The 13,799-nt window shown below is 69.1% G+C and carries 9 protein-coding genes; 2 read left to right on the top strand and 7 right to left on the bottom strand.

Annotated elements, in window-relative coordinates:
* Positions 1 to 5 precede the first annotated feature (5 nt).
* Positions 6 to 1,217: a diacylglycerol kinase family protein gene (locus tag HW274_RS00360; protein WP_185988950.1), complete on the top strand. Its 1,212-nt coding sequence runs from the start codon at positions 6 to 8 to the stop codon at positions 1,215 to 1,217.
* 57 nt (positions 1,218 to 1,274) lie between these two features.
* On the opposite strand, the gene HW274_RS00355 is transcribed toward HW274_RS00360, so the two are convergent.
* Both HW274_RS00355 and HW274_RS00350 read right to left on the bottom strand, forming a co-directional pair.
* Positions 1,275 to 2,669, bottom strand: a complete 1,395-nt coding sequence (locus HW274_RS00355) for an amidohydrolase (protein ID WP_185988949.1) — start codon at positions 2,667 to 2,669, stop codon at positions 1,275 to 1,277.
* Positions 2,670 to 2,702: 33 nt separating this feature from the next.
* On the bottom strand, positions 2,703 to 3,296 hold the full coding sequence (locus HW274_RS00350; protein ID WP_075255178.1) for a TetR family transcriptional regulator: 594 nt from the start codon (positions 3,294 to 3,296) through the stop codon (positions 2,703 to 2,705).
* Positions 3,297 to 3,411: 115 nt separating this feature from the next.
* Here HW274_RS00350 and HW274_RS00345 point away from each other — a divergent pair, with 115 nt between their 5' ends.
* Positions 3,412 to 4,656 carry an MFS transporter gene (locus HW274_RS00345; RefSeq protein ID WP_185988948.1) on the top strand — a complete coding sequence of 415 codons (1,245 nt, stop codon included), beginning with the start codon at positions 3,412 to 3,414 and terminating at the stop codon, positions 4,654 to 4,656.
* A 188-nt stretch (positions 4,657 to 4,844) separates the two neighbouring features.
* Here the strand turns inward: HW274_RS00345 and efeB are convergent, their stop codons facing one another.
* The 5 genes from efeB to HW274_RS00320 all read right to left on the bottom strand — a co-directional run bounded on the left by efeB (position 4,845) and on the right by HW274_RS00320 (position 13,726).
* Positions 4,845 to 6,392 (bottom strand): iron uptake transporter deferrochelatase/peroxidase subunit, encoded by a 1,548-nt coding sequence (efeB, locus tag HW274_RS00340; protein WP_185988947.1) that lies wholly within the window; start codon positions 6,390 to 6,392, stop codon positions 4,845 to 4,847.
* A 45-nt stretch (positions 6,393 to 6,437) separates the two neighbouring features.
* A complete protein-coding gene (efeO, locus tag HW274_RS00335; RefSeq protein ID WP_075405317.1) occupies positions 6,438 to 7,766 on the bottom strand; it encodes an iron uptake system protein EfeO in 1,329 nt (442 codons plus the stop codon).
* Positions 7,767 to 7,823: 57 nt separating this feature from the next.
* Entirely contained in the window at positions 7,824 to 8,747 is a 924-nt protein-coding gene (efeU, locus tag HW274_RS00330; protein WP_185988946.1) for an iron uptake transporter permease EfeU, read from the bottom strand.
* Between the two features lie 228 nt (positions 8,748 to 8,975).
* Positions 8,976 to 10,538, bottom strand: a complete 1,563-nt coding sequence (locus HW274_RS00325; protein ID WP_185988945.1) for an MFS transporter — start codon at positions 10,536 to 10,538, stop codon at positions 8,976 to 8,978.
* Entirely contained in the window at positions 10,535 to 13,726 is a 3,192-nt protein-coding gene (locus tag HW274_RS00320; RefSeq protein WP_185988944.1) for a glycoside hydrolase family 2 TIM barrel-domain containing protein, read from the bottom strand. The genes HW274_RS00325 and HW274_RS00320 overlap by 4 nt, the downstream gene beginning before the upstream one ends.
* Between the last annotated feature and the right edge of the window lie 73 nt (positions 13,727 to 13,799).

The raw sequence follows: 13,799 nt of genomic DNA, 5'->3' as shown, positions 1-13,799 counted from the left end.
CCCCTATGACGGGCGGCACCGACGGCGGCACCCGGGCGACGACGCGCACCGGGCGGCCACTGGCCTGCGTCGTCGTCAACCCCTCCAAGCCGCGCGCCACCGCCGCGGTGCGCTCCCTGCTGGAGGACGAGCTGCACGAGGCCGGCTATGCCGGGCCCGTGTGGTTGGAGACGAGCGTCTCCGAGCCCGGCACGATGCAGGCACGCCTGGCCCTGGCGGCCGGGGCGAGCCTGGTGGTGGCCGCCGGCGGTGACGGAACGGTGCGCTCGGTGGCGGCCGGCCTGGCCGGCACCGGCGCCCAGATGGGCATCATCCCGCTGGGCACGGCGAACCTGGCAGCCCGCAACCTCGGGGTGCCGGTCGGGGATACCCGGGCTGCAGCCCGAGTGGTGGCCCACGGCGTCGACCTTCCCGCCGACCTGGCCTGGGTACGCACCGAGCCCTGGTCCGATCCCGGCGCCCTCCCCGACCCGACGCCGCCAGACGACCCCCGCGGGCGGGCAGACTCCGCAGCCCTGACGGACCGAGCCGCAGCAGCCCCGCCGGACTCCCCGCCCACAGCGGCCGACCCGGCCGACTCCCGGCAGCTGTCGGCTGAGGCGGCCCGGGCCGTGCGCACCATCCAGAGGGCGACCCGCCGGCCGCATCAGTGGACTCGGCCCACACTCGGCGACGAGCACGCCTGCATGGTGGTGGCCGGGATCGGTTTCGACGCCGGACTGGTGGCCTCCACGCGCCCGGCCCTCAAGGCGCGGGTCGGCTGGGGCGCCTATGCGCTGGCGGCCATGGAGAACCTGAGCTCTCCGCGCATGGACCTGGTGCTCAGTCTCCTGGACGAGGCCGGTGCGCGGCGCTTCGAGCGCCTGCGGGCCCGCAACCTGCTGGTGGCCAACGGCGGCCGGCTCCCGGCCGGGATCACCCTGCTGCCGCAGGCCCGCACCGATGACGGCCTGCTCGACGTTGCCGCCATTGACACGGTGGCGGGCCTGGCGGGCTGGAGCTCACTGGCGCGCCAGGTGCTGCCGCCCTACGCGGCGCACTACTCCGAGTCCGGCCGCTCACTGGGTCGGGTGGTGCTGCGCCGCGGCGGGGAGGTGGCCGTCCAGCTCTCGGCGCCGGCCCTGGTGGAGGTCGACGGAGACCTCCTGGCGCCCACGCAGAGCATGCGGGTGCGGATCGACCCCGGGGCGCTGCTCATCCGCCGCCCGGCGGCCTGAGAGCCGACGCGGGCAACACAGCCGACACAGCCGGGGCGGCCAGGGCGCGCCCCCGCCTCACTCCTCCCAGAAGTCGGCGACGTCAATCGCCCCGCCGGTGGCCTCGAAGTCGGCGCGCACGGCCCGGCGCAGCTCGGCGTCGTGCAGCCAGTCCAGGGCGACGGCGGCCAGCCCGTAGGCGCCGTCGAGCGCGGCCGCGTCCCCGGTGGGGGCGCCGGCAGCCTCGGTCATGGCGGGGGTGTGGAGGGCGACGTCGGGCCGGTCGGTGACCTTGATAAGCGGGTGGATGCCGGGGATCCGCTGGGAGACGTTGCCGAAGTCGGTGCCGGCGGCGATGGTCTCAGGCAGGACCCCGGCGGCCAGGGGGTCGCGGCCGCGCTCGCGCTGGGAACGCACCCAGGAGGTCAGCAGGGGGCCGTTGTCGCGGACGGGGACCTCGTTGCAGTACTCGGAGGTGAGGATCTCGACGCCCGTGCCGGTCATGAGGGCGGCGCCGTGGAGGACCTCCTCGACCCGCTCGGCGATCTCCTTGAGGGTCTCGAGGTACTTCGAGCGCACCATGATGGACAGCTCGGTGCGCTCGGGGATGATGTTGGGGACCTGGCCGCCGTCGGTGATGATGGCGTGGAGGCGGTCCATGGGGAGCATCTGCTGGCGCAGCAGGCCGATGCCGGTCAGGGCCAGGGTGGCGGCGTCCAGGGCGTTGCGGCCCATGAAGGGCTGGGAGGCGGCGTGGGCCGGCACGCCGTGGAAGATGACGCGCAGGCGGCGCACGCCCAGCCAGGTCTGGTGAGTGACGTCGTGGGCGTAGGAGTGGGTCTGGATGGCGGCGTCGACGCCGTCGAGCATGCCGCGCACAGCCAGGATCTCCTTGGCGGTCGAGTTCTCCTCGGCGGGCGTGGTCTGCAGGATCACGCGGCCGGGCAGGGCACCGGGGCGGGTGCGGGCCAGGGAGGCCAGGGCGAGGAAGGCGCCCACGGAGTTGGCGCACATGACGTTGTGTCCGCAGCCGTGGCCGATGCCGGGCAGGGCGTCGTACTCAGCGAGGATGGCGATGGTGCCGGCCGACTCGCCGGAGCCTCCGGCCGTCGCATCCGCGCCTGCGGCCCCGGGGATCTCGGCGCGCAGGGCGGTGTCCATGCCGTAGACGCCAACCTCGGGCTCGATGCCGTGGCGGCGCAGGAGCTCGGCGACCGTGGCCACGGCGTGGTGCTCCTCGTAGCCGGTCTCGGGATGGTCGTGGATGTCATGGGAGAGATCGACGATCTGTGGGGCCAGCTCGGCGACGGCCTCCCTCAGAGCGGTGCGCAGGGCGGTAGGGGCTCCGGCGTCGTCGGGCAGGGCCGGTGCCGGGCCGACGACGCCGCGGCGCTCCTCGGTCTCGGCTCGCATGCGCTCCTGGATGGCGCCGGAGGGGACGGTGGGGCGGGTCAGGTCGTTCAGGTCGCGCATAGCCCTATCTTGGCCCAGCCGGCCTCCCCACGCTCAGTCGCGAGGTGCGGCGAGCCGACGGGCCGCGTCGACGACGACGGCGCGCTGACGTTCGTGCGCCTCCTCATCCTCGAGGGGCCCGCACAGCATCCGGGCCACCTGAGGCACGGTGGACCACCAGCCGGTCAGCGACATGAGCATGACCATGAGCGCCCCGGGGTCGACGTCCCGGGTCAGGACGCCGGAGTCCTGGCCACTGCGCACCCCGGCGATCTTGCGCTGGTAGTGCTCGCGCCGCAGCTCCTCCTCGGGCACCTCGTCGTCGAAGGTGAGGGCCTCCCAGCACAGCAGCCGGATGAGCTCGGGGCGCTGCCGGTGGTAGTCGTAGAGGCGCCCGGCGTAGTCCCCCGCATCCTCGCCGTCGTCAAAGGCGGGCGGAACGGCCTCGGCAGCCCTGGTCAGCTCGTCGCGCAGGACTGCGGAGAACAAGCGGTCCTTGGAGCCGAAGTAGTTGTAGACGCGCTCCTTGTTGACCCCGGCCCGCTTGGCGATCCGCTCGACGGTGGTCCCAGCAGGCCCACGGAGGGTGAACTCGGCGGTGGCGGCGTCCTTGATCTTGCGCTTGGTCCCCTCAGTGTCCCAGGCCATGACACTCCGTCTCCCGTGTCCGCGAGCGCCGGCGGCAAACTCCAACGCTACCGTTGCAACTACTCCTCCAGTCTACTAGGGTCATTTCCAACGCTTACGTTGGAAAGGGGTTCTCATGTCTCCCGTGCACCGGCCCGATCAACATCCCGACGTCACCCACTCCCCCGAGTCCTCGACCCAGTCGACCACTCATTCGACCTCTACCGCCTACCCCGCCGGCAGTGGCGCGACCGCCGCCCTCGTGGTTACCGCGCTGCTCGTCCTGACCCAGCTGTACGCCGCCATCCCCCTGCTCGCCCCGATCTCGGCCGACCTCCATGGCAATGCCACTGTCGCCCTGTCGACGGCCTTCAGCCTCACTTACGCCGCGGGCTTCCTCATCTGGGGGCCGGTCTCCGACCACTACGGCAGGAGGAGGACCATGGCGCTCGCGCTGGGGACCCTTACCGTCTCCACCGTCTGCTGCGCCCTGGCGCCGTCGCTCCCAGTCCTCGCGGCTCTGCGCGCGATCCAGGGCCTGAGCGCTTCCGGTTTCGCACCCGTGGCCCTGGCCTACCTGTCCGAGGCGCTGGCGCCACCAAGGCGGGCCGGGGGGATCGGGGCGATGTCGACGTCGTTCCTCGTGGCGGGCATCTTTGGCCAGGTGCTGGCCTCGCTGGTCGCGCTGCACCTGGGGTGGCGGTGGTTCTTCCCTCTGTGCGGCGGGCTGCTGGCCGTGGCCCTGGCGGTCGTCCTCGCCGTCGTGCACGACGCCGCATCCGGCCCTTCGGGCTCGTCGCTTCGGGGGCAGTTCGCATCGCTGGGTCGGCTCGCAGTCAGGCCGGCGGTTCTGGCGCTCAGCCTGGCGCACGTCACGCTGCTCATGGTGTTCGTCGCCATGTACACGGGGATCGGCGGCCATCTGGAGTCGCTGGGCATGCGGCCGTCGACGATCATTCTCATTCGCCTGGCGGCCCTTCCGGCCATGTTCCTCAGCCTCGTGGCGGGCCGGCTCGCGGCCAGGTGGCCCTGGGCGCAGATAGCCCGGCTGGGCTTCGGGGTGTCGGCATTGGGCATGCTCGGTGAGGCACTGCTGGCGCAGAGCCTGGTGGGCCTGGTGGCCGGCAGCATCGTGTACGTCGCCGGGGTAGCGCTGGCTGCGCCGGCAATGATCAGCCTCTATGGGCTGGTCTCCGCACCCAACCGCGGCAGTGGCATGGCGCTCAACGGGTTCGTTCTGTTCGTCGGCACGAGCGCCGGCCCGCTCCTGGCGACGTCGTCGCCTACCTTCCGGACGCTGGCTCTCATCCTGACCGGCATCCTGGCCGTGGCACTGGCCGCGATCACCGGTTTCAAGGCACTGGCCGACGCCGACCACTGACCGCCACCGCTACGGGAGCGGTCGCCCCATCGAGGACGTACTTTTGCAACGAGGACTGCGTTCTCCTCCAGATGGCGACGGGGAGATCCCAGTGGCCTGGAGGAAAGCGCAGTCCTCGATCGGAAAGTACGTCCCGGGCGAGAACCGCAGCCACCACTGCGGCCCGCCCGAGCCGCCTCACCCCGGCCTCAGCTGAAGAGCGAGGCGGCCACCATGGTGTCGCCCTCCTTGATGCCCGGGGGGATCGCGAACAGCGCCGAGGCCTCGTGCTTGAGGTACTCCTGGAGGGCGTCGCTCTTGGTCATGCGGTCCAGGATCGGGTAGAAGTTCGTGCGCGGGTCACGCACGAAGGCGATGAAGAACAGGCCGGTCTGCAGCTGCCCCAGGGAGTCGGAGCCGTCGGTGTAGTTGTAGCCGCGGCGCAGCATCCGGCGCCCCTGGTTTTGCTCCGGCGAGACGACGGCGATATGCGCGTCGGCCGGCACGAGCGTCTCGCCCTTGTCGTCCTTGGCCTTGTAGTCCACGGCCGTGAACTCCTCGGAGGCCTTCGTGGGGTTGGCGATGCTCAGCGGCGCCCCGTAGCGCTTGTCGCGCCCCATGGTCTGCTCCTGCTCGATGAGCCGCAGCCGGTCCCAGATCTCGGCGAGCATGCGGATGCGCCGGGCCACGTAGTAGGTGCCGCCCGTCATCCACTCGGCTGCGGCGTCGTCGCCCTTCTGGACCCATAGGTGCTTGTTGAGCTGGTCGGTGGAGTCCTCGGCCTTGATGTTGTTGGTGCCGTCCTTGAAGCCGAAGAGGTTGCGCGGCGTCTCCTGGTCCACGGAGGTTGACGACGTGCGCCCGTAGCCGACCTGGCTCCACCGCAGTGTGGCGGTCCCGAAGGCGATGCGGGTGAGGTTGCGGATCGCGTGGACGCACACCTGGGCGTCGTTGGAGCAGGCCTGGACGAGCAGGTCGCCGTCGGACTGGGCGGCGTGGAGCTGGTCGCCGGCGAAGGAGGGCATGCCCTCCTTGAGGATGGCGGGCATCTTGGCGGCCAGGCCGAAGCGGTCCTTGCCGTCGGCGTCGACGAACAGGCTCTTACCCACGCCGAAGGTGATGGTCAGGCCGTTGGGCTTGTAGCCCCAGGCCTCGCCGGTGTCCTTGGGCGGCAGCTGCTTGTTGGAGCTGGGCTGGCCGCCGATGAGCTCGCCGGCGGTCATCTGCTCGGCGGCTACGGCCCATTCGGACAGGAGGGTTTTCAGGTCCTCGACGTCGGTGGTGGAGACGTCGAAGGCTGCGGTGAACATGTTGTCCTGGGCGGGGGTGGTGATCCCCGCCTGGTGGTCACCCCGGAAGGGGTAGGTCGTGAGGATGGCGTCCTCGGGCCGGCGGGAGGCCTCCCAGGCGCGGCCGCCGGCCACACCGGCCAGGCCCGCGAGCGCGGCACCCAGGCCCGCACCGGTGAACATGGCGCGGCGGCTGGTGCCCTTGGCACTGGGCTTCCCGGCCTGTCCGGGCTTCCCCGTCGCATCCGGCTTCTCCGGCTGGTCAGCCTCGTCGGATGCGCTCACCTCCTCGGGCTGCTCCGCCGCGTCGGGGGCCGAGGCGCTGTTACCCGGGCCCTCCGACGTCGGGGCCTGCGACTCCTGCTGCGCCTGCGCAGTCTCGTCCTGGGGCTCATCCAGGGTCTCGTCCTGGGCGGCGTCGTCGGCGACCGGGGAGGTGTCCGACTCGTGGGCCGGCTTGCCACTCACTGCTGTCTCCTTCCGGGGTGTCCGGGTTGCTCTGGTGCCGCCGCCTCAGAGGATGGTTCCGGCGACCTTGGACAGCGACTCGCTCAGGGCGTTGACGGCGTCGGAGAACTTGCGCTGCTTGTCGGTGTAGGCGTTCTTGTCGGGGGTCTCGCCTGCGTCCTTCTGGACCGAGGCGATGGTGGAGTAGTCCACGTAGGTGGGCTGGCCGTTGGAGGCTTTTCCGGAGACCTCGGCCGCGACGAGCTTCTCAACCGCCGCGAACTGGGTGGTGATCTTCTCGGCGAGCTTGGCGTCCTTCTTCTTCACGAGCTCCTCGACGTTGCCGTAGGCGACCTTGGCGCCCTCGACATTGGCCTGGAAGTCGTAGAGGTCGGTGTGGGAGAAGGTCTCCTCCTCGCCGACGATCTTGGAGCTGGCGACCTCCTCGAGGAGGCCGGAGGCGCCGTTGGCGACGTCCTCGAGCTCGAGCTCGAACTTCTTCCCACCGGCGCCGGTGATGTTCCCGTAGACGAGGTCGTAGAGCGACTTGGTGTCGGCGTTGAGCTGGTCGGCGACCTTCTTGCGGGCTGCGTCGTCGGCGAACTTGAAGGGGCTGGAGGAGTCCTGGGCCCACAGGTCGGCCTCGATGCGGTGCCATCCGGTCCATCCGGCGAGGACGTCCTTGTCCGTGACGGCCTTGCCGGCGCCGGAGGCGAGGTCCTGGACGCGGGTGTCCAGGGCGGCGTCGAGGTCGCCGGCCTCCTTGAGGCCGAAGGACTCGGCGGTGGGCTCGATGCGCTCGTAGAACTGGCGCGCCAGCGGGTAGAGGCTCTTGGCGGTGGCGGTGTCGCCGGAGGTGTAGGCGGTGACGAAACCCTGGGTGGCGGTGAGGAGCTGGCCGGTCTGGTCGCGCACGTAGGCGGTGTAGTTGGTGACGGCGGCCTCGCGCGCCTTGGTCTCGTCGGCACTGATGTCGACGGCGGCGCCCTTGGTGATCTTCAGCTCGGTAACGCCCTTGAGCTCGCCGACCATGTTGGGCTTGCAGGCGGCATAGTAGGTGCCCTCCTTGAGGGAGGTGGTGAGCTTCGTGGTGGTGCCGGGGCCGATGTTCTCCTGCTCGGAGACGATCTGGAGCTTGTCCTCGGTGAGGATCTCCAGCTCGTTGGGGGCCGAGCCGGAGTTGGTGATGGTGAAGGTGACCACGCCCGAGGGGAAAGAGGTCGAGGAGAGCTTGCAGGCGTCATCGGTGAGGGTCACCGTGATCTCCTGGGACGCCCCGGAGCCGGAGGCGCCGCCCTTGGCGTTCTTGGGGTTGTCGGCGCAGGCGGCCAGGCCCAGGCCCATGGCGGTCAGGGGGAGCAGGGTGAGGACGTTGCGTCGTTTGATGGTGGGCATGGTCTTTCCTTTGTGAGGAGTGGCGTGGACAGGGGGTGGGGAGGGAGGTCGGGGTGGTCAGGGGGTCACGACGGCGTCGGGCTCCTCGGCGTCGGACTCATCGGCGCTCACGGCCGCCGGGGCCGCCTCGACCGCACGTCCGGGCGAGGGCCATCGGCCCGTGATCTGGAGGGTGAGGAGCACCAGGGTCGGGACGATGTAGACCCACCAGCCCACGACCTGCAGGACAGTGGGCTGGAGGTTGAACTGGAACATGGCCTGGAGCAGCACATAGATCCAGTGGAAGGGCGAGGCGCCGTCGGGCAAGTAGCGGGACAGGTCCCAGGCGTGGTTCGTGAATCCGGGAAGAACACTCGCCTCCTGCAGGTCACCGACGCCGTAGGCGACGATGCCGGCGGCGACGACGATGAGGAAGTAGCCGGTCACGGCGAAGAAGACGCGCAGGTTGATGCGCACCGCGCCCTGGTAGATGAGCACGCCCAGCACGATGGCCAGGACGAGGCCGGTGATGACGCCCGCCGTCGTCTGCATGGTGGAGCTCTCGATGCTGGAGCGCACGGTGGCCCACACGAACAGGGCGGTCTCTACTCCCTCGCGCCCGACGGCGACGACGGCGATCCAGACGACGCCCCAGCCGGAGCTGCCTGCGGAGAGGGACTTGGACAGTGATCCCTCCAGTTCGCCCTTGAGCTCACGGGCGTTCTTCCCCATCCAGAAGATCATCCAGGTCACCATGCCGACGGCGACGAAGGACAGGGTGCCGCCGAGGATCTCCTGGGCCTGGAAGGTGAGGGTCTTGGGGCCCCAGGTCATGATGGCGCCGGCGACCAGCGGGATCAGCGCCGCCAGCCCGACCCCGAGCCACAGCTTGGGCAGGGCATCGCGGCGGTCGGCCTTGACGAGGTAGGCGACGATGATGCTGACAACGAGCGCCGCCTCCAGGCCCTCCCTCAGGGCGATGAGCAGGTTGGCGAGAAACACTCGACCTCCAAGTCACGAATCAATCTCAGGTCACGACGGTCGAGGTAAGCCTAGCCTTAGACGATCTCACCACCAAAGACGCTCATTTTTCGCATTCGTGTGGGATAAAGCCCATCCTGACCGGTCGCACCGGCCCGCACCGCCCCGGGAAGGAGGGTGGGAGCGAGGGCGCGCCGTCGGCGTCGCCTCAGTCTCGCCCCCACCCGTGAGTCAGCCGTTCGCGCAGCCTCAGCTCGTCGAGTCCTCGCTCTCCGAGATGCCCGTCGCGGCAGCCGGGCTTCCGACGGCGTCGCCACCACCGACGGCGTCACCGGTCCACCCTGTGGCCACGGAGCCCCCGGCGGTCGCCCCGGCGCCGACCTCCACCTCGGCCCGCGCGTCGGCCTCCTCCTTGAGCCGGGTGTTGACCTTCTCGACGTCGAGCCGCATGAGCAGGAAGAGGATGAGCGCGTTGGCCGCGAGCGGCAGCCACACGTACATGACGTAGATCATCTGGATGGCGGACTCCGGCTGGACCTTGAGGTTCCCGTCGTACCCAGCGGCGGCCAGCAGCCACCCGGAAAGGGCCGCGCCGAGACCGCCCCCCACCTTCACACCGAGCGAGGTACAGGAGAACATGAGCCCGTCGATGCGCTTGCCGGTACGCAGCCAGGTATTCTCCGAGGCCTCGGCAATAAGGGCGTTGAGCGTGCCCTGCAGCGAGCTCATACCCAGAGCCGCGACCCCGGAGAAGAACAGCATGAGCGCAAGGCTGTCCATGTAAGCGGCCACGAGCACCCCGAGCCGCCCCAGGGTTGCGATGACATAGCCGACGATGTTGATCCGGTACATGCCCCCGAAGCGACTCACCACCAACGGCGTAATAAAGAGCCCGATCATGAGGGGGATATTGATCGACCAGGCGAAGGTCTTCAGCAGGTCCTCGTCCCCCAGGACATACTTCATGAAGTAGATACCCATGTTGAGCATCGCCGTGAAGATCTGGGTGAGGAGGAAGACGATGAGGATGATGAGGTAGTACTTGTTGGATACGAGAATCTTGGCCGACTCCGCCACTGAGAGCTTGTCCTCCTGGGGCTCCTCCTCGAGCTCCTCGGGCGGCAGCTCCTTGACCGAGAACACTGAGAGCGTGTTGACCGCCAGACCGAGCAGCGCGTAGATGATCGCCATCGTCCGCCAGCCGCTCGCGCCACCGCCGAACATGGCCACCCCGCCCACGGTGGCACTCTGGATGAGCAGGTTCGTCCCGAAGGCGAACATAAAGCGGATGGAGCCCATCTGTACGCGCTCAGCCCCATTGCGGGTAATGAGAGCGGTCAGCGAGGAGTAGGCAATGTTGTTGGCCGTGAAGAAGACGGCGTTGAGCAGCGTGTAGGCGATGAAGAACCAGGCGTACTTGGCGGTGTCCCCCAGGCTCGTGGGGATCGCGAAGATCGCGATGAGCAGGACGGCGCAGCCCACGAACCCCCACAGCATCCACGGGCGGGCCTTGCCCATCCGCGTGTTGGTGCGGTCCAGCAACGTCCCGAAGATGAGGTCGGAGAATCCGTCGAAGATGCGGGAGACCATCAGAAGCGTTGCGACAACGCCCGCATTCAACCCGACGGTATCCGTCAGGTAAATCATGACGAAGAAGGAGGTCAACAGGACGTAGACGACGTTGCCGGCGACGTCGCCCGACCCGTAGCCCACCTTGTTGTACCACTTCAGGTACTTCCTCTCGCTGGCCGCCTCCAGTCCGTTTCCTGCGGTGGGGGCGCCGACCTTCTTGGCGGCGGAGTCGCTGCTCATGGCTTCACCTCGTTGTGAGTGCTGGTGTGAGTGCGGGTGTGGGTGATGAGGGGATTGAGCAGGAGATGGAGCTCCATCCCCAGCTCCTGGCTGTCGACCTGGTAGCGGGGCCGCAGGGCGGGCCCGCAGCTGTTGGATCCGATGCCGGCCATAGCGGCGTCCAGGCACAGGACCGTGCAGCCCGACGGCGTCAGTTCGGTGTTGCGGCGCCGCGCGGCCAGCTCCTCCTGCGTGTAGCGGGAGGCGTTGAAGGAGAAGGGGGTTGGCCCGACGGCGGCCAGGCTCAGCCCGCCTCCGGAGAGGAGGACCTTGTTGCAGTCGGCGTGGCTGCCGTTCTCCTGGGGCCTGATGTAGTCCTCGTGGAGGTCGACGACGTCGGCGCTGAAGGCCCCGTGGTAGCTGGCGCGGTGCTTGTCGACGTAGCTCTCCTGCGGACCCAGGCCGTAGTAGTCAACCCGGCTCATGGACTCGGGCAGGAAGAGGCGCAGTCCCAGGCGCGGCAGGCTGGGGAAGCCCAGCGTCCGGCGCAGTCGCAGGCTCAGGCTCAGGACGCCGTCGTCGGTGAGGGTCCAGATGAGCCGGCCGCGCAGGGCGGGCTGGACCGAGGGCGCCACGAGGCCGACGTCGGCGCTGATGGTGACGCGCCCGGGCTCCTCATTGACGTCGACGCCGTAGGCGCGGGCCACGGCCTGGTGATAGTGGGCGCGCTCCCACTCCAGGCGCGCGTGGCGGTCGTTGTCGGTGGGCGCCCGCCAGATGTTGAGCTCCACCGGACGCTCCAGGAGCTCGCGGCCTTCCGAGGACAGGGACACGGGTAGGCCGGTGCGCGTGTCGATGGCGCAGCTGAGCCTGTCGCTGTCGATCTCGATCCGAGTGCCCTCCCGTCTGACCGGCAGATGGGTCTCACCGATGGGGCGGCCAGCAAGCGCGGCGACCCACCGGTGGCGCCTGTCGGCATTGCGCAGGGCGATCTCATCGAAGCCCAGGATGTGGCCGGCGGCCCGCAGCGAGTCGGGACGGGCGAGCCGGTAGGTGACTAACAGATGGCAGCGCCCGGTGGGCGGGACCTCCGGCTCACAACGCAGCATGACGCTCGTGTGCGGCGGGACGGGCTCCACCAGGTCGAGGTCCTCGCGGTCCACGACCACGCCGTCGCAGCGCACCTCGTAGGAGATGCGCAGGTACTGGGACAGATCGGCGTGGTCGAGGTCATTGTGGATGGTGAGCAGGCCCTCCTCCTGGTCGTACTCGAGGACGCGGGCGGGGCGCTGGACGTTCTTGAGCTCGGCGAGGCCGGGGTGGGGGACGCGGTCGGGCGAGACGAGCCCGTCGACGCAGAAGTTACCGTCGTGGACGGCCTCGTCGTGGTCGCCGCCGTAGAGCTGGATCGGTCGTCCGTCGTCACTGCTCCCGGCGGTGACCGCGTGGTCGCACCATTCCCACACGAAGCCTCCGCACATGCGCTCGTCAGCCCGGATGATCTCCCAGTAGTCCTCGAGGTCGCCGGGGCTGTTGCCCATGGCATGGCAGTACTCCACGAGGATGAAGGGCTTGTCGGGGTCGGAGTCCAGGTAGTCGCGGATCTCCTCGATGGCCGGGTACATGCGGCTGTAGAGGTCGATGCAGGAGTAGTCGTAGCGGCGCTTGGAGTCGCGGTAGTAGGAGCTCTCGTAGTGGGTCAGCCGCGTGGGATCGAATTCCTTGGCCCAGAAGAGCGCCGCTTCGAGGGTGCAGCCGTAGGAGCACTCGTTGCCGGCGGACCAGGAGATGATGCTGGGGCGGTTCTTCTCGCGGTGGACGCACAGCCTCATGCGGTCGACAGTGGACTCAGTCCACTCCGGGTTGTCGGCGATGGGCTCGTTCCAGTGCTCGACCTGGTTGTCCCAGGAGGGGTCGGCCAGGAAGCGGCTCTGGGTGCCGTGGCTCTCGTTGTCGGCCTCGGACATGACGTAGAAGCCATGCTCGTCGCACAGCTGGTAGAAGCGCGGGTCGTTGGGGTAGTGGGAGCTGCGCACCGCGTTGATGTTGTGCTCCTTCATCAGGCGCAGGTCCCACAGCATGTGCTCCAGGCCGACGACGGGCCCGGTAGTCGGGTCGGAGTCATGCCGGTTGACGCCGCGCAGAGTGATGGGCCGGCCGTTGAGGTGCACGACGGCGTCGCTCACCGCGACCTCACGAATACCCACCCGGTCGGTGATGACCTCACCCGGCGTGGTGATGACCAGGGTGTAGAGGTACGGTTCCTCGGCGCTCCACAGGTAGGGGGCCTCGACGGTGAGCCGGACGCGGCGGGTGTAGCCGTCGTCGCCGGCAAAAGGCTCCAACTCTCCGGCGGCCACCACGGCGCCGTCGTGGTCGACGAGCTCGACGGACGTGGGGACGGCCCCGCCCCGGTAGGCGGCCTGGATCCTGACCAGGGCGGTAGCCGGGCCTGCATCGAACCCAGTGCCGACCACTGGGCCGAGCGAGGTAGTAGTGACGTAGTCGAACAGGACGGCAGCCGGGCGGCTCAGGAGGTAGACATCGCGGAAGATGCCGCTGGTGCGGAACTTGTCCTGATCCTCCAGGTAGGTACCGTCGCACCACTTGAGTACCAGGACGGCCAGGCGGTTGGTGCCGGGACGCAGGAGCTCGGTGACCTCGAACTCCGCGGAGGCGTGGGAGACCTGGCTGTAGCCGACATAGGTGCCGTTGAGCCACACGTAGAAGCAGGAGTCCACACCCTCGAAGGTCAGGTAGGTGCTGGGGGCGGCGGGATCCGGGGTGTAGTCGAAGTCGCGGATGTAGGCGCCGCAGGGGTTGTCCTGAGGGACGTGGGGCGGGTCGAAGGGGATGGGGTAGCGGACGTTGGTGTACTGGTGGTGGTCGTAGCCCAAGTGTTGCCATGTGCTGGGCACCTGAATCATGGTGAAGCCCTCCGGGAGGCGGGAGGAGTCCACCTCGCCCAGCTCGTCACCGTCGGCCGTGACGGCGGGGGTGTCCTGCTCCCAGAAGGGCTCAGTCAGTTCGTGGATGCTGGGCAGGTAGCGGAAGGCCCATTGGCCGCTGAGCAGGTGGAAGCGGTCCGAGTCCTCCCGCCTCCAGGGGCTGGTGGCGATGGGACGGGATGCGGGCACGTAGTAGGAGCGGGGCGGCAGTGTGTGTTCATGGAGGACATCGAGGTCCTCGAAGTGTCTCGGAACGATCATTGTTCGGCTCCCCAGGGGGTTGACGGGAACAGAGGACGCGCAGCAGTGCGACGCCTGTGTGGTGACGTTAACA

Origin of the sequence: Actinomyces sp. oral taxon 169 (assembly GCF_013394715.1) — a bacterium.
Lineage (GTDB): Bacteria > Actinomycetota > Actinomycetes > Actinomycetales > Actinomycetaceae > Actinomyces.
The sequence above is the reverse complement of the archived record's forward strand: the minus strand, read 5'-3'. Positions and strand labels throughout refer to the sequence as shown.